This is a genomic window from Shewanella sp. KT0246, assembly GCF_019654955.1.
Lineage (GTDB): Bacteria > Pseudomonadota > Gammaproteobacteria > Enterobacterales > Shewanellaceae > Shewanella > Shewanella goraebulensis.
In genome coordinates this window covers 1-16,444 of the sequence record NZ_BPEV01000020.1, presented here as the reverse complement: position 1 = coordinate 16,444, position 16,444 = coordinate 1, and the positions used below count along the sequence as shown (strand labels likewise).

Below are 16,444 nucleotides of genomic sequence, written 5' to 3'. Positions count from 1 at the left end.
ACACAGTATGGCAAAATATAACACAAACGTCTTGATATCCTTTATTAAAAATACAATCAGGCATATATCAATTAAGGTTACATTTTTGTAGCTATCTTTCTAAACCCTAAGCAATAAAAAAGGCCTGCAAGCAGGCCTTTAAAACAGACTAAGATAAATTAGCACTCAGAAGCTGTTGGCATTGTTAAAGAGTTGCCATCACCATCTTCAGCATCACTAGTGAATATTGGCAATGCTCCCTCTGACTGTGATTCAGTATAAATAATATTACACCCTGCAGGCGCACCTACTTGTTGAATAGTCACAACACCGCCAGTTCCAGTAATACTCCAATCATCTGTAGACATATCAACAGCATTAATAACATCTGCAGCACTGCCTGCGGTATAACCATAAACTACATTCAGAACTGTACCTGTTCCAATGTCTACAGTTGCTTTACCGTCTGCATCACCTTTTTCAACACCAGCAAGAGCCGACTTTGAGTAAACTAAACTATTGGCACTTTGAATTGCAGCTTTTACACCTTGTAATGTCGATACACGAGCATCGCCTTGAAGGTTAATAAACTTAGGCGCAGCGGTTACCGCTAAAATACCTAGAATAATAATAACAACCACTAATTCGATTAAAGTAAAACCTTGTTGTTTTTGCATGTTGAAAACCTTGTTCTATATTGAATAACTTCAACTCATGAGCAAGCTGCTCATGAGTTTATCCCTTTATATTTACAATTTTATCACTAACAGTTAATCACAGAGTGTTATCAAGGGCACAAAAGGCTTTAATAACTGATATTTAGGCATAAAAAAACCCGCAAAAAAGCGGGTTTAATTAGAGAATAGCATTAACAATCAGTTGTTTTTACTTCGTAAGTTGGTAATTCTCCAATAGCATCTGCTGGAGTATACTCTAGGTGGCAGTCAGCTGCTGCATTTGATCCTGTTCCATCATCATAAGGGGAACTTGTTTGATACAATACTGTTGCATCAGTTAAAGAGGCACCCGCAACGATAGTCCAATCATTAGTCGTATCTAGCTCTAATGCATCTCCCAGAGAAGTCGCATCATTTTGCAAATATCCGTAAGCAATTTTTACAGTATCAGCAGCAGTAGCTCCAATTTGCACAGTAGAATCATCTGCTTTTTCTTCCCCTGCAATAGCAGATTTAGAATAAACAAGCGTATTAGCACCTTGAAGTGACGCCTTTAATCCATCAAGTGTTGATGCATATGCATCACCTTGAAGGTTAATAAATTTAGGTGCTGCAGTTACCGCTAAAATACCTAAAATAATGATGACCACAACTAACTCGATTAATGTGAAACCTTGTTGCTTTTGTTTGATACGCATAATGTAGACCCTTTATTTAAATCAAATATGTGAATGTTGTACATCTGTTCATTTGTGAAATGCCCACTCAATATTCCATATTTTGTGGTTATTCTTTAACGCTTACTACTGCTATATTGCAGTTTTTACTTCTACTCGTGTTTAGTCGTTACTAAAACTAAGCACTTGTCCTGTGCCAGGGTTGTAAGTCACCCCCTTGGCACCAGCTGTTGATAAATCTGGAGATGGAGATGGAACACCTGTGCTCTGATTTAATGTTAACGATGCCACTTGATGATAAACACACAAATCAATACCTGTCACTTGTGTACCGTCAATGGCAGTTGTATCGCCACCAACGCCTTCTAACATTCTGACGGTGTATCTTTGATCTCTCGCATCTTCATTAAACAATACATTTCTTGGCGCGCTTTGCAGTACATTATCAAAAACCTGCTGACACGATTGATTTGTCATAGATGTTGCATCACTGTTTGAACTACCAGTAGGAAAGCCAAAACGCGTATCTAATGACACTTGAGTACCATCTAGAATAACTGAAGTGTTACGACGACCATCGACTTCCCATTGTGCTCGAACAAACCCTACAGCAGTAGCAAGCCCACCAGCAACCCCATCAACACTGGCATTTTGTGCATCTTCAGTGACATTCAAAAAGCGTGGTATTGCTGTCGCAGCTAATAAGCCAAGAATAACGATAACAATCACTAATTCGATTAACGAAAAGCCCTGTTGTTTTAATTTCATAATAAATTACCTATATTGCGACTTACACTTGTCCGACTTTAATTGCAGCTGTAAGGCCATTGTTACTCAACCAAAGCTATCGTGTAAATAAATTTTAGCACCATTTAAACATTTAAACATTTGTATTGATTAAATATTAGCTATTGTTATCAAAAAATATCACTCTACCTGTTGATGTTTGATAACTAATGCTGCCACTTTGCTCAGTTGCAAAACGACAAATTTTTGTCTCATTTTGATATATCACCTCAGCTTTTATGTCATGCAAATCACTTGCCATCAGCTGATGCCATAACTCTTTACAACCTTCGACCGAGTCCCTTTTTAACAACGGCCAACCTTCATCTGACATTTGGACGATACTTTTACTGGCGTTGATATTATCAGCTTCAAGTTGTTTACTTGCTGCCCCGCGCCCTGTATCTGCCCAGCTTAACTTGAGCGAATCAGGCCTACCTTGACTAAGCCACTGACTTTTTACCATAGCTAACACATACAACAATCTACTGTGCTCTAGTTCTAAACTTTTGGTGCCGATATTATCAACACTTGAAAAGTGCTTAGTCCCAATTATCGCCATGACCACTGATACGAGTATCAAAGTAATTATACGTGCATAGGTCTTGAGTAGATCGCTTTCTGATTTCTGTTGCTTTCGCATTATGCAATCAACTCATCACTAGTCATTGCTATATGCTGCTTGGGCAAGAACATGATTAACCTCTTCAATCGGAGTCCCTTAGCCTTTAACAACATTGAGCATGTCCCACATAGGTAAATAAATACCCAATGCTAAGATGAGAACAATACAAGCGACAAAGCCAATTAAAATAGGCTCTAACTTAGCGGTTAAGTTTTTTAAATCGTAATCAACTTCACCTTCATAAAAGTCTGCTGCGTCATTGAGTAATTGATCGATTTGGCCTGTTTCTTCACCAACTGCGACCATTTGCAACACTAATGGCGTGAACAAAGCACTTTGATTCGATACCCTAAGCATCGACTCTCCCGATTCAATTCCCCGCCTCATTGCGACAATACGATCATGCATGTAACTATTATCAACAGCGTCAGCAACCAAACTTAATGCTTGAGTCATGGGGACTCCAGCGCCAAGCATCATAGAAAAGCTGCGGCAATAGCGTGACAATGTTGAACGTTCGATAATAGAACCTACAGCTGGTATATGTAGCTTCCACTTATCCCATTGCCGCTCACCTTTTTCGGTGTGATGCCAATAACGTACGCCAACAATTGCAGCAACCAGCGATACCAACATCACATGCCAATAATTCACAAATAAGCTAGAAGTCGCCATCAATATTTTTGTTGCCCATGGCAAGTCAGCGCCAAAGCGGGAAAACATATCAGCGAATTTGGGGATGACCATGATATTCAATATCACCATCGCAATAGTAATCGCAATTAGAACGAAAATGGGATAGCGCATCGCAGACTTAATACGGCGACGAGTTTCTTGCTCACGTTCTATATAGCCAGACAACTGAATAAAAGCATCTTCTAATTTACCGGTGTTTTCTCCCACATGAATCATTGAAATAAACAAAGAATCAAATACATCTTGATGTTGATTCATAGCTGAAGAAAGCGGTCGACCTGAAGTTAATTGCTCCGAAATATCATTCAAAGCATCTTTCATTCGTTGAGAATGCGTCGTTTCAGCCAGCCCAGCAATGGCTCTTAAAATCGGAATGCCTGAGCGTGTTAACGAATACATTTGCCGAGTGAAAATTTGTAACTCTTCTAGCGATACTTTGCTTGCGAAAATACTGCCCAAATTAAAAGGTTGCGATTGCTTCACTTCACGCAGTTCGAGAGGAATAATACCGCGAGACATCAATGCATCAGCAGCACTGCTTTCATTGGCAGATTCAATAAACGCTTCAACCGCAGCGCCTTGATTATTTCGACCTCGATACTGGTAAGTCGGCATAATTACCCCCCTGTCGCTATATCAGTAGACATAACTTCAGCACTAGGCAGCTCACTCACATCTTCAACTAATTTAGCCACTTCCTCAATCGTAGTCATACCGTTATATAAATACTCAAAGGCTGAATCAGCTAAGGGAACAAATGTGGGGCTTTGCTGAGCAGCATGAGCAAAATCTTGCGGGTTGCCGGTTCGCATAGCATCAACCATGGCATCGTCCAGCTCTAAGATTTCAAAAATACCAATACGACCACGATACCCCGAACCATTACAACTTTGACAACCTGTACCTATTTTATAAGTTGCAGCGGCAAAATCTTTTTTAGCGATAGAATTAATCCAAGCGAGTTCCGATGAAGTAGGTTGATGATTCGTCATGCAATTTGGGCATACCCGGCGCACGAGTCGCTGAGCAATAATAACCCGCAGTGCACTCGCGACAAGGTAACTTGCTGCGCCCATATCAAGTAAACGCAACGCACTGGTAATGGCATCGTTGGTATGTAGAGTTGATAATACAAAGTGACCAGTTAGTGCGCCTCGAAGACCGATTTCAACGGTCTCTTGGTCACGCATCTCACCAACCATGATGATATCGGGATCTTGTCGTAATGTCGTTCTCAGTACATTAGAGAAATTCAAGCCAATCTTATGGTTAACTTGTACTTGGTTAATACGAGGTAATTGATATTCAACCGGATCTTCAACGGTGATAATTTTAGTGTCTGGTTTATTAAGCTCACTTAAAATGCCGTATAAGGTTGTGGTTTTACCGCTACCAGTTGGCCCTGTGACTAATAGCATTCCATGTGGTCGCCTGATCTGCTTACGGATCCTTTGTAAAATATGATCTGGCATACCGGTTTCATTCAGCGTTAACAAACCCGCTGACTGATCCAGCAAACGCATTACCACAGACTCACCATGATAAATTGGCATGGTCGACATACGGATATCAATCTTATGACCTTTAATTTCAATATGGAAACGGCCATCTTGAGGCATACGCTTTTCAGAAATATCCAGTCCTGCCATCAGCTTTAAACGTAATACTAACGCCGAGGCAATGTTCACTTCATCAAGAGTATTTTCATGCAACTGGCCATCAATACGCTGACGTATCCTTAATACTTTTTCACCCGGTTCAATGTGAATATCCGATGCCCGCATTTGCACTGCATCTTCAAAAATAGATTGCAGTAACTTAACAACAGTTGTTTCATTATCGCTATCACTGTCAGTAATACTCGCCAAATCAAACATATCATCAGCTGCGTATTCTTCTTCTAACTCCCCAGCAATTTTGGCTATTTCACCAGTACGGCGATACAAATTATCGAACGCATCTAATAACTGCTGCTCTGGTGTTACCGCAATGGTGATTTTTTTAGGTGCAATAAAGACTTCTAAATTATCGATGGCCTGCAAGTCAGCAGGGTCACTCATTGCTAAAGTAACAGTATCAGCAGTAGCCTCTACGACAAGGGCGCGATAACGCCTAGCCTGAACCTCAGGGATTAAATTAACCACTTCTGATGGGATCGACAGGCGACTAATATCTAAGTAAGGTAAATTAAGCTGCTGGGATAAAAACTTAAGTAACTGATCTTCAGTAATGCAATGTAAATCAATTAATGTACGTCCCAGTTTTTTACCTGAGTTTCGCTGTTCAGATAATGCTTGGGTTAATTGGTCGTCAGTAATAATGAGTTCTTGAACGAGAAGATCGCCTAAACGCATTTTCAATTTTGGTTTCATTGGCTACCTCCAAGTTGAATCAATCGTTGTTCTATATAAGTCATAGCGCCAGTTGATAATCCCCGATAAGACAAAGCTTTACGATACGCATCTGCAGCTTGTGGATATTGCTGTTGTGAATCTAGTGCATAAGCTAAGCCCATCCACCAACGCGCTTGCGAAGGCTCTACGGTGATTAGCGAACGATAGGCTGATTCCGCAAGTTCAAAGCGACCATTCTTTTGCGCAATATCACTTTGTAAAATCCATTTATCTCTTGCCCAATCGCTGCTATCACTAACTCCATCAAGAGTCGTCAGGGCTTTAATCGGACTAAATGATGCATTCTCAACTTTGGCTTTTAAAATGGCTAATTCAACTTCTTCAGGAAATTGAGCCACTCCTTGGGCTAATATTTGCTCAGCTCGACCTAAATTGTTCAAAGCATAATATAAAGAAGCTAATTGCTTTCGCGCTTTGTGCATTGCAGGATCGAGCATTAATGCTTCATAGTAATATTTCACTGCTTTATCAATTTTTTGTTGTTGCTCAGCAACCTCAGCAATTTCAAATTTCTTTTGAGCAAGTTCTGCATCAGTCAAAACCACTTCTTTCACTGCCATAGCACCTTTTGTGCTTTTAATGGCGCCTGACTCAGAACTCTTTATTACACTGTTTTGCGATTCAGTTTTCACTTCCGACTTCACGTCATCCACAATCGTTGATGTACGAGTATTTTGCGAAAACCTAACTTGCACCGTAGAAGAATCATTACTTGCCGTTGAAGGTTTCAATGCAGTAGATTCAGTGATTGCAGCCATTTTTGAGTCAACTTTAAGGAATCGTGGCTGTGATTGAGCTTTTGGCTCTGCTGCAGTTAACTCCGTTCCTTTAATCTCGGATACCTGAGTCAGTTCATTTTGTTCACTTAATGGCTTATCAGTTAGGGCTATGTTGCTCGCCTCAGGACTCGTTACATCGCTAATAGATTCACTTTCTAAACGATTATTTGAATTACTAGCTGAATCACTAAACGTCACAGCTTCAGGACTGTCTGCATTAACTTCAAGCTGCAAAGATTCTGCATTGTTATCTAGACTCAAATCAGTATTACTCGTTTGAACAACATTAGAGTCAATAGGTTTAACGTTGACGGCTTTAGCTTGCTTAGTTTCCGCTAAAGGTTGTAGCTTCTTAAGCTGTAAACCTTGGCGATAAAACATCACAGCAAAAACAGCAACCGCGATAAGCATAGCTATCGAGATATAAATACCTTTACGAGAGTGCTCATCTGATGAATCCGACTGCACTTGGCTGATAAACTGCACTTCAGGCTTAACAAACCCAGTTTCAGCAGATGAATCAGTATTAGCTTTTGAAGCTGAGCCGCTATCTTGCGTCGTCGCACTCTTCTGCTTATCAAGGTCTTTTAATACTTTATTAATCACGCTCATATTGACTCTCTTAACTTCAATAACCAGTCAACATCGATAACCAATAGCATTACCAGTGAAGCGCCGATGATAAATAAAACGGTTAACCATCCTATGTTTTGATCTTTAATGTGTATTTGGTCGGCATCTTCAGTATCGACGATGGCCGCTTTACAATGTTTCGTAAGTACTTTCTTACCACCTTCAGCAAAACATAATAAAAGGGCTTTATTGGCAATAACATTAACCAAACGAGGTATACCTCTAGCCGCTTTTGATACTAACTGAATGTCTTTATCACTAAATAAGGACTCACCTTGATAACCAGCAATACCCAAGCGATAATCAATATAGGCTTGAATTTCATCCCACAATAAAGGACGTAAACTGTAGCTAAAAGTTATCCGCTGCTTTAATTGTCTTAATTTTCTATCTTGTAGTCGGTTATCAAGTTCCGGCTGACCAAATAACACAACTTGAATTAATTTAGTACTTTCAGTTTCTAAATTAGTAAATAGTCTTAATGTTTCTAAGCTCTCGTTCGGTAAAGCTTGCGCCTCATCCAGCACTAGAATGACTTTTAACCCTTGAGTATTGAGTTCCAATAAACGGTTCTGAATCAGAACTGTCAGCTGTTGCTGATTAAGTTTATCTTCTAATGCTAGACCTAACTCTGTAGCTAAAGCCCAACGTAATTCTTCTGGGGTAAGATACGGGTTGGGAACATAAGCACATTGGTAATTATCAGGTAATTCATTTAACAATTTACGACAAATAAGTGTCTTGCCAGTTCCTACTTCACCAGTAACCTTAATGAAGCCTTCGCCATTTTCGATGGCAGTTTGCAATACCTGAAGCGCCTCAACATGAGGGGTTAACCCAAAAAAGAATTTCGTATTTGGGGTTAACGTAAAGGGTAATTGCTCTAGCCCAAAATGTTGCTGATACATGGCATTAATTAACGGTGTAAACCGTTACTCCTGCTCAGGGTACCAACGATCTAATAAGTCTTTAGAACGTTGCAGTTCATTAGTCCAAGTATCAGCGCCTACTACAGTAGGTTTTAGCATAATGATAAGCTCAGTCTTAACTGTCGATTTGCTGCGATTAGTAAAGGCCTCACCTAAGAAAGGAATATCACCCAGTAACGGGACTTTCGAGATTGCTTCAATGTTCTCACTCTTCATCAAACCACCAATCACAACGACGTCGCCTGAAGACGCTTTAATGACAGTATCTGATTCGCGGATCTCACTCTGCGCTAATGGTAATTCAAGGCTAGAACCACTCACTTTAATTTCTTTAACTTGCTCTGAAACATCAATAACTGACGGATGCACGTGCAATAACACATTACCTTCTGCATCAATTTGAGGCGTCACATCCAATGCAATACCAGAGAAAAATGGCGTTAGTTCCACTTGTGGGGTTGTTACTGGCGTTGTACCTGCAACAGTTGTCGAAGACACATCAGTAACAAAGTACTCATCATTACCCACTTTAATCACTGCTTTTTGGTTATTTGATGCTGTAACACGCGGGCTAGAAAGCACGTCTACGTCGCCTTGAGTATCCAATAAGCTAATCATGGTACTAAAGTCGGTACCTGTTAAGCTGATTGAAGTCACCCCACCAATCACATTTGTAATTGGATCACTTAACCCTGAACCTGGAGATGTTCCAAAGTTAATGTCTGTGCTACCTGCATGACCTAACACATTATCCCACTGAATACCTTGCTGATAACCGTCAGAAAGTGTCACTTCAAGAATCTTAGCTTCTAAAATAACTTGGCGTTGTAAATGAGTTTCCGCTTTAGTCAAAAAGGTACTGACTTGGCGTAACTCATCAGGATAAGCACGCACTGTTACCAAACCAGCTTGTGGTGTAATAACCACCTGACGACCTCCGCCAGTATTACCAATAATGGACACTAAGGTTTTTTCTAACTCACCCCAAAAATTGGTTTTGGTTGTTGAGCGGATAAATGTGCCATTAGTATTATCGGTGTTATCGCTATTATTGCTGTTACTGGAATTATTATTGCTATTAGAGCTGCTATTACTCGAAGAGTTGTTATTTGAATTCGAATTGGAGTTATCGTTACCATCAGAAATACGACCGGAACTGACAGAAGTAAGCGACAAGCCTTCGCGCTCCATATAGAGATAATTCAGCGGATAAGTTTCGGTGCGCATGCCCGATGGGAAAATACGTAAAATACGCCCTTCTCGGCTCACTTCGTAACCATAGATATCTTCTACAACTTTAATCACTTCCGAAAGCGTTACCCCATTCAAAGAGATTGAGATTGTGCCCGTTACATCCGGATGTACTGCCACACTTAACGGTGTACCTTGGACTAAACTTGGAAAAAACACTTTTGCTTCGACATCATTTGCTGACACATCAAAGCGGCGCTCTTTTGGTAGAACAGGACTTGCACTGCCTAATAAACTTGACCCGTTTAACTCACGCAGCACTTCTTCAGGCATTTGCGCTGGCGGCGGTACCACAGTTTGAGCAGTTTGTGCTTCAGCTAAAGACTGAGTCAATTCAGCTTTTGATGTCGTAGGATCTGGTCTATCTGTGGTTTGACAACCAAGCAAACAAAGAGATAGCAGAGGGGTCATATATTTTATTAAATTCATTATTATTCTTGTCCTATCGCTCTGTTATCGATTGAAATAACTTAAGTTTTCGTCCATCTGACAAATTAACGTAGCTTTTTCCGATATATTCAATTCTTATCCCATCAATACGATCGCCAACGAATAAGATTTTGTTATTAATGACAGCATGTGGCTTAGCGCTGTTTACAATACTATTAAGTACTAATGAATCAGCTCGTTCAGCGTTCCCTGACACGGTGACATAGCCTTGACCTGGTAAAGTTGGGTCTCTTAATGCTTTGCTATGGCTTAAGAAGCTCGCCCCTAGCAAGCTCAATGATATGAGTATAAAAATCGGTTTATTCTGCAACACTGATAAACTCCTTATTAATACTCAAGGTATAAAGCTCTAATTCAACCGTCGCATTAGGGTGTTTATCAACATGATAATTAAGCCGTTTCCAGTATAATTTATCTGGCATCGCTTCTATTGACTCAACAAATTTAAGAATGGAAAAGTAGCTACCTTCAAGGGTCAATTTAATCCCGTGGCTGTATAGGTTCATTTTATGTTCTTCACCCACCTGTAAGAGTGGCGTCGGGGCGATAGAGCCAAAAGAAAGCAACTTAACCCCTTGCACATTACCAAGTAAATTAGTCAACACTGTCGGCATATAACTGGCGGGCACCATAGACACCATCTGCGCATCTAAGTCAGCATCAATTAATTGTGTTTGTTGCTCGATATGGGTCAAACGATTTCGGTAGTCCGTATTAGGATCCATTGCTAAGCGCTGCTGATAAAGATCAATTTGTTGGCTTGATACATTATTTTCAGTTTCAATTTGAACCAACTGTCTTGACAGTTTCTGCCTCTCTTTGAAAACACTTTCAACAGGCAGATAAACCACCATGCCAATAACCACTAGTGCTGCCACACAAATTAAAACTCGCTCTCGCTGGCTAAGAACATTAAATTTGGATTCTAACTGGTGCCAAAACTGTTTCATTGCTTAGCCTCCACTTCTGGAGCACTCGATAGTTTAAAAGCCAGTGGTTGCGATTCACCACGGTCCATCGTCATTGTTGCAAAGGCATAACCTTTTAATGTGTCAGTGTGCTTTAATGCTTCGACCCATTTAGGAATGCTCTGCGGTTTCGCGCCAAAACCTTCAAACTCAAAACGTTGTTCGTTAACAGCAATTCGGCTAAGCCAAACAGAGCCATCTGATACGCTGGCTAAATCAGTTAATAAATTTGAATAACCGCGACTAATCACATTATCCCGTTGGTTTAATTCCGTTGATAACAGCTTCTTTAACTCTAAACGTTGCTGCTCTAGTTCTACCCTTGTAACCAGTTCAGGATCAGGTGCGCGATTAGCGATTTGTTGTTCAAGCTGTTGTTTTTGAATATCTAACTGTGATTTTTCAGCCGACACTTTCGCCATATCCGCTTCAAGACTAGAAACCAGCCAATAGCCAATCGACCAACTCAAAATACTGATTAATACTAATCCTCCAACCATCAACATCAATGTTTGAAATGACAGACGCAGCTTTGCAGGTAATAAGTCAGCGCTAAAGAGGTTAACTGTGGTTTTTATCATGCTTCACCTCCAGTTAATTGTTTGAAAGCCATAAATGCTAGGTGTTCAGTCACTGAATCATGCTCTGTGGTAATGACTTTTTGATTAAAATTTTGCGAAACTAACGGGACTAATGTTTCTGATTCACCATCTAAAAATAAGTCAATCGAGCCAACGGGTGCTTGTCGCAATTGGCTTTCGAAATAATCCATTGATCTTTGTATTTCTAAGCTCAAGTTATCCGCTATTCCATATTGAATATCTGCAGCAGTCGCTTTGTCGATTTGAGCAAACCCCCTCACTCGACGTTGCATCAGCAATTCACCTTGTTTCACTACCGTCAGAAGTAAGTCATGTTCTGGCACATGGCTAACAACCATGTGCGTTGCAGCATCATCGAATAACAGCGGCATAGCTAACTCTTCAACACTGATCCCTTCAATGGTAAAGCCTTGTTGTTCACAGGCTTGAGCCAAGGCAGAGAGCTGCATTTTATTGGCAACCACTACATTGATTTTGCCAGTATTGGTCAGCGACGATTCAAAGTAATCCAATTGAATATTAGTAACAGGTTCAGTGGCTAAATCTTTCACTGACCACAACAAGGCTTGGTTAAGCTCGTTTGCTTCGACATTAGGTTTATCAGCAACAATGAGTTGATAAAATGACTCACCCAATACAATTTGTAGTTTTGCATTGCCGAAAATACCTTTTATCTCAGCAAATGCTTCTAGCCAATCCTCACCGTTAAAAGCAATTTTTTTAGTTACCCCAGAAAACTCAGACTTTATGTGGCTTTGGAGTGCAGAATCAGAAACTTGTTTACTGCTGTCTTGTATTTCACCTTGATATACATAAATTGAATCTGCACTGATATATAACCCAAGTTCACTAGATGCTTGAGTTTGGCGCCAGAATGCTAACTTACTTAAAAAACCATTATTCATTCAAAAACCTGTGCCTTGATATTCAGCGAAGAAACAATACATATGAGACGATACAAATGACAAAATCAGGTGACAACCACTTAACAATACAACCTATGATAAAACAGCCAGCCCCAACAAACATGTAACATAAGGAACAGTTAACATCAAAAAGCATGTCAAAAAAACATCATATGACATATTAACCGCTAATCACTTAATTTTATAGAAAAATAACATCAAAAAAAGTGTATACACTTAAGATAGAATGTTATTTATTTATTCTCAAGATTCACACCCATAACAAATTTGCAATTTACTAACGTAGTTGGTTATTAAATTGTATAAAGTTGACGTGTTAGAAAAAGAATACAAAACTCGTACCAAGTTAATAGCGTCGTTGTATTTAGAGATAGAATGGTATGGAGCCGCTACTGATTGAAAAAATCACCTTGAGCTGCGCTCACCCCTAAAATTTTCAGGGTTTGCCACTCTTCAAAACTCGTCACGCCTTCAGCAAAGACCTGAACTTCAGCTCGATATAGCCCGCCAATCAAACTTCGAATAAACAGCTGATTCTCAGATTTAAGATGGATTTGATGGATGATTGAACGATGTAATTTCACCAAATCAAAATGACACTCTTGTATGTAATGAGTGCCAACAACTTGCAACCCAACATGATCGACACATAACCTAGCTCCTATTTTGCGAAGCAGATTCAAATTTTCGACCAATGCTTGTTGGTGCTTAACAACAATATCTTCTGAGACTTCAAAAATAAGCCGAGATGCCAGCGGACGGTGTTCCATTAAAGTGGTTCTTAACCAACGCATAAAGGCGCGACTAGTCAGTGAGTCATAACTTAAATTGATACTAAAGCTTTCTTGATTATTCGCCATCAGCTCAAATAACACAGTCTCAATCAGTTGCCTTTCAACTTGAGGCATTAAGCCACACTTGTTTGCCATGGGAATAAACAAAGTCGCTCTGATTTCATTGCCTTGATTATCAATGGCTCGACTAAAAGCTTCTTTGTGGCAAGCATGCCCATCACTGTCGATAACATTTTCTGTGATCGCCACAAAACGACGATTAACGAGAGTATTTTCTAAGAAGCTTCTCCAACGAACGGAGCCCTTGGCAATCTCTTTATCGACCGCGCCTTTATCGTACATAAACCAATTATTGGTGCGCTGCAGTTGAGCCGCTTTCAGTGCCATTTCAACTTCTTCGAGCACTTGCTCCTGCATATCTCCCGCTTTGTAAAAAGCTGCGCCAAGGTGCACATAGTTATCTTGAGTATCTGATTGATTCTTTAATTGGCTAATCCCTAGTTTAAGCAATTTGTTGGCTAAACTATCTGCTTCAGCCAGTGATGATTGCGGCACAACAATCGCGAATTGATTAAAATCGTAACGAGCAAAAACTGCATCCTCATAGGGTTGCAGTAACTTAGTGATGGCTTGCACTAGATCATTTAATTGCTCATTGATAACTTCATCACCCTCTTGCTGTTGTAGTAGATCTAAATCATCAAAATTAATCAGCATAACTGCGCCATGGGCAATCATGCTGTGATGATGAGTTAACGCTTCAAGACGGTTTTCAAAGAAAATGCGATTACCAATACGAGTGCTGGGATCTAAAAAGGTTTTTGAACGAATAAACTGATCGAAACGACCACGTTCCTTTTGCGCATCTTGTAATTGCTCTAACAGTCTTGTCATCGCACGATTAATCAATCGCGGCCTGCCGGAACCGGGAGAGTTCAATGCTTCTGTATGTTCGCCTTCAAGTACCAGTTTACTGCGCAGGGCAATTTGTTCGATACCATCAAGCTCATGGGTAAACCACCTCAAGCCATAGCGAACAAATAACACTATAGCGATGAGCGATACCAACAAGATCAAATATTCATACCAGCCCAATTGATGCAATAAATACGGTTGCGGCAATTTAAGCTCAATTGCAATATCTGTTTTAGTATCTATGGTGTGTTTATATAGGGTGGGATTGTTTTGTGGTGTAGGTGAATAATATTCAAATACTATTTCGTCACCTTGAGTAAGTTTGAATGAATTAGCATTGTAAGCAATCAAAATGGGTGGCAACCATGCGTGCAAATCCCAATGGCTATCTGATTGATAATGTTCCACCAACATGGACTCTAACTGAGTGACTTTTTGCTGCTGAAATTTGTATGTCAGTTGCACAAAACTCACTAAAGCGCCGATAAAAAAGATAGCGCCAACCGCTGTCAGCGACAATAACCAAAAACTGGTCAATTTTTTTGTCAAAATTTTGGTTAATTTCATTATCAGCGTCCTGCTAAAACACAATGCGGTTTATCATTTTTTAAACGATTGGCTAGCGATAACATCCACTTAACTGAACTCGATTATTCAGTAGCAACCAACAAAACGCAAACTCTATCTGCGTTGTTTTTATTTTAGATACAAAAAAAGGGCTAATGCCCTTTTTTTCAACAATATCCAGCTGTTTAGCTTCAATAATCGTTTATAGCTTATATTCTGTCGGCACAGCCTTAAGTACAGCAACACCAGAATCAATGGCCGCTTGAGATACCGCACTAGCGATATTTTTCAATAAACGAGGGTCCATTGGTTTAGGCAGTACATATTCAGGGCCAAAACTCATTGATTTAACGTCTGGGTACGCTGCTAATACTTCAGCTGGAACTGGCTCTTTTGCAATCGCAGCTAATGCATTAACCGCTGCAATTTTCATTTCATCGTTGATTTCAGAAGCACGTACATCTAATGCACCTCTAAAGATAAACGGGAAACAAAGTACGTTGTTGACTTGGTTAGGGTAGTCACTGCGACCTGTGCCCATGATCAAATCACTACGGGTTGCATGAGCAAGCTCAGGCTTAATTTCTGGATCTGGGTTTGAACAAGCAAAAATAACTGGGTTTGGCGCCATTAATGCAATATCTTCAGCTGTTAATAAGTCAGCACCCGATAAACCTAAGAATGCATCTGCATCTTTAATCACATCTTGTAATGTGCGCTTATCAGTATTGTTTGCAAACAAAGCTTTATATTCATTAATGTCCTCACGACGGGTATGAATAACGCCTTGCCTATCTAGCATGTATACGTTTTCACGCTGTGCGCCGCACTTAACCATCATAGTCATACAAGCAATAGCCGCTGCACCTGCGCCAAGACAAACAAAGACAGCATCTTCAATTTTCTTACCTTGGATTTCTAAAGCGTTGATCATGCCTGCCGTTGTTACAATCGCAGTACCATGCTGATCATCATGAAATACCGGCACATTACAACGAGCGATCAGTTCACGCTCAATTTCAAAACACTCTGGCGCTTTGATGTCTTCAAGGTTAATACCGCCAAACGTATCAGCGATTGACTCAACAGTATTAATAAAATCAGCGGTGGTTCTGTGCTTTACTTCAATATCTGTTGAATCGATATTAGCAAAACGCTTAAACAATAACGCTTTACCTTCCATCACAGGTTTTGATGCTAACGGACCTAAGTTACCCAAACCTAAAATAGCAGTACCATTTGATATTACCGCAACCGTATTACCTTTATTAGTATAACGGTAAGCATCATCTGGATTGGCCGCGATCTCTCTTACAGGCTCAGCAACACCAGGACTATAGGCCAGCGACAAGTCATGACTCGTTTGAGCAGGTTTAGTAAGGCTAACTGCAGTTTTACCTGCAATTGGAAATTCATGATAATCGAGAGCTTGCTGGCGGAAATCAGACATTTTATGTTCCTGAATGAGGCAATTTATACGGCGAAATAAAGTTAAATTCAGTCAAAACACACAATAATTCAAATTGCTGAATAAATATCAGAGTGAGCTGTTATGCGCTTTGGCAGGCAGTATAAATGAAAATTTAACAAAAGTTATCTTTAATCATCATAATTTGATCAAGTTACAATTTATCGCGCTTAAATAAATCATCACAATAAGAATCAAAGACTTAAAACTGTAGAAAAATAACAAGATTTGACATAAAAAAGCGGAAATTGCTTCATAAAGTTACAAATAGTTTGCCTAAATAACAATATTATTAACCTAAGCAGTAA

At 39.9% G+C, this 16,444-nt stretch carries 15 protein-coding genes; all 15 read right to left on the bottom strand.

Features of this window, described 5'->3' with window-relative positions; all coding sequences use genetic code 11:
- Positions 1-158: 158 nt before the first annotated feature.
- The 15 genes from K5Q58_RS11485 to K5Q58_RS11415 all read right to left on the bottom strand — a co-directional run bounded on the left by K5Q58_RS11485 (position 159) and on the right by K5Q58_RS11415 (position 16,118).
- Positions 159-656, bottom strand: a complete 498-nt coding sequence (locus K5Q58_RS11485) for a prepilin-type N-terminal cleavage/methylation domain-containing protein (RefSeq protein WP_220754072.1) — start codon at positions 654-656, stop codon at positions 159-161.
- A 191-nt stretch (positions 657-847) separates the two neighbouring features.
- Positions 848-1,354, bottom strand: coding sequence for a prepilin-type N-terminal cleavage/methylation domain-containing protein (locus tag K5Q58_RS11480; protein ID WP_220754071.1), 507 nt, complete (start codon positions 1,352-1,354; stop codon positions 848-850).
- 141 nt (positions 1,355-1,495) lie between these two features.
- A complete protein-coding gene (locus K5Q58_RS11475) occupies positions 1,496-2,101 on the bottom strand; it encodes a prepilin-type N-terminal cleavage/methylation domain-containing protein (RefSeq protein WP_220754070.1) in 606 nt (201 codons plus the stop codon).
- 136 nt (positions 2,102-2,237) lie between these two features.
- Positions 2,238-2,762: an MSHA biogenesis protein MshF gene (locus K5Q58_RS11470; RefSeq protein WP_220754069.1), complete on the bottom strand. Its 525-nt coding sequence runs from the start codon at positions 2,760-2,762 to the stop codon at positions 2,238-2,240.
- Positions 2,763-2,840: 78 nt separating this feature from the next.
- Positions 2,841-4,055: a type II secretion system F family protein gene (locus K5Q58_RS11465; protein WP_220754068.1), complete on the bottom strand. Its 1,215-nt coding sequence runs from the start codon at positions 4,053-4,055 to the stop codon at positions 2,841-2,843.
- A 2-nt stretch (positions 4,056-4,057) separates the two neighbouring features.
- Entirely contained in the window at positions 4,058-5,812 is a 1,755-nt protein-coding gene (locus tag K5Q58_RS11460) for a GspE/PulE family protein (RefSeq protein ID WP_220754067.1), read from the bottom strand.
- On the bottom strand, positions 5,809-7,245 hold the full coding sequence (locus K5Q58_RS11455) for a lipopolysaccharide assembly protein LapB (protein WP_220754066.1): 1,437 nt from the start codon (positions 7,243-7,245) through the stop codon (positions 5,809-5,811). Before K5Q58_RS11455 ends, K5Q58_RS11460 begins: the two co-directional genes overlap by 4 nt.
- Positions 7,242-8,174 carry an ExeA family protein gene (locus tag K5Q58_RS11450; RefSeq protein ID WP_220754065.1) on the bottom strand — a complete coding sequence of 311 codons (933 nt, stop codon included), beginning with the start codon at positions 8,172-8,174 and terminating at the stop codon, positions 7,242-7,244. The genes K5Q58_RS11455 and K5Q58_RS11450 overlap by 4 nt, the downstream gene beginning before the upstream one ends.
- Positions 8,175-8,198: 24 nt before the next feature.
- Positions 8,199-9,875 carry a pilus (MSHA type) biogenesis protein MshL gene (gene mshL / locus K5Q58_RS11445; RefSeq protein ID WP_220754064.1) on the bottom strand — a complete coding sequence of 559 codons (1,677 nt, stop codon included), beginning with the start codon at positions 9,873-9,875 and terminating at the stop codon, positions 8,199-8,201.
- 13 nt (positions 9,876-9,888) lie between these two features.
- On the bottom strand, positions 9,889-10,209 hold the full coding sequence (locus K5Q58_RS11440; RefSeq protein WP_374758499.1) for an MSHA biogenesis protein MshK: 321 nt from the start codon (positions 10,207-10,209) through the stop codon (positions 9,889-9,891).
- On the bottom strand, positions 10,196-10,846 hold the full coding sequence (locus K5Q58_RS11435; protein WP_220754063.1) for an MSHA biogenesis protein MshJ: 651 nt from the start codon (positions 10,844-10,846) through the stop codon (positions 10,196-10,198). Before K5Q58_RS11435 ends, K5Q58_RS11440 begins: the two co-directional genes overlap by 14 nt.
- On the bottom strand, positions 10,843-11,445 hold the full coding sequence (locus K5Q58_RS11430) for a fimbrial assembly protein (protein WP_220754062.1): 603 nt from the start codon (positions 11,443-11,445) through the stop codon (positions 10,843-10,845). The genes K5Q58_RS11435 and K5Q58_RS11430 overlap by 4 nt, the downstream gene beginning before the upstream one ends.
- Complete coding sequence (locus K5Q58_RS11425) at positions 11,442-12,371, bottom strand: biogenesis protein MshI (RefSeq protein ID WP_220754061.1); 930 nt, start codon at positions 12,369-12,371, stop codon at positions 11,442-11,444. Before K5Q58_RS11425 ends, K5Q58_RS11430 begins: the two co-directional genes overlap by 4 nt.
- Before the next feature lie 410 nt (positions 12,372-12,781).
- A complete protein-coding gene (gene csrD / locus K5Q58_RS11420) occupies positions 12,782-14,668 on the bottom strand; it encodes an RNase E specificity factor CsrD (RefSeq protein WP_220754060.1) in 1,887 nt (628 codons plus the stop codon).
- A 202-nt stretch (positions 14,669-14,870) separates the two neighbouring features.
- Positions 14,871-16,118 carry a malic enzyme-like NAD(P)-binding protein gene (locus K5Q58_RS11415; RefSeq protein ID WP_220754059.1) on the bottom strand — a complete coding sequence of 416 codons (1,248 nt, stop codon included), beginning with the start codon at positions 16,116-16,118 and terminating at the stop codon, positions 14,871-14,873.
- Between the last annotated feature and the right edge of the window lie 326 nt (positions 16,119-16,444).

Coding starts and splice junctions, on each gene's coding strand:
- K5Q58_RS11485 (WP_220754072.1), bottom strand. CDS start 656: ATGCAAAAACAACAAGGTTTTACTTTAATCGAATTAGTGGTTGTTATT.
- K5Q58_RS11480 (WP_220754071.1), bottom strand. CDS start 1,354: ATGCGTATCAAACAAAAGCAACAAGGTTTCACATTAATCGAGTTAGTT.
- K5Q58_RS11475 (WP_220754070.1), bottom strand. CDS start 2,101: ATGAAATTAAAACAACAGGGCTTTTCGTTAATCGAATTAGTGATTGTT.
- K5Q58_RS11470 (WP_220754069.1), bottom strand. CDS start 2,762: ATGCGAAAGCAACAGAAATCAGAAAGCGATCTACTCAAGACCTATGCA.
- K5Q58_RS11465 (WP_220754068.1), bottom strand. CDS start 4,055: ATGCCGACTTACCAGTATCGAGGTCGAAATAATCAAGGCGCTGCGGTT.
- K5Q58_RS11460 (WP_220754067.1), bottom strand. CDS start 5,812: ATGAAACCAAAATTGAAAATGCGTTTAGGCGATCTTCTCGTTCAAGAA.
- K5Q58_RS11455 (WP_220754066.1), bottom strand. CDS start 7,245: ATGAGCGTGATTAATAAAGTATTAAAAGACCTTGATAAGCAGAAGAGT.
- K5Q58_RS11450 (WP_220754065.1), bottom strand. CDS start 8,174: ATGTATCAGCAACATTTTGGGCTAGAGCAATTACCCTTTACGTTAACC.
- mshL (WP_220754064.1), bottom strand. CDS start 9,875: ATGAATTTAATAAAATATATGACCCCTCTGCTATCTCTTTGTTTGCTT.
- K5Q58_RS11435 (WP_220754063.1), bottom strand. CDS start 10,846: ATGAAACAGTTTTGGCACCAGTTAGAATCCAAATTTAATGTTCTTAGC.
- K5Q58_RS11430 (WP_220754062.1), bottom strand. CDS start 11,445: ATGATAAAAACCACAGTTAACCTCTTTAGCGCTGACTTATTACCTGCA.
- K5Q58_RS11425 (WP_220754061.1), bottom strand. CDS start 12,371: ATGAATAATGGTTTTTTAAGTAAGTTAGCATTCTGGCGCCAAACTCAA.
- csrD (WP_220754060.1), bottom strand. CDS start 14,668: ATGAAATTAACCAAAATTTTGACAAAAAAATTGACCAGTTTTTGGTTA.
- K5Q58_RS11415 (WP_220754059.1), bottom strand. CDS start 16,118: ATGTCTGATTTCCGCCAGCAAGCTCTCGATTATCATGAATTTCCAATT.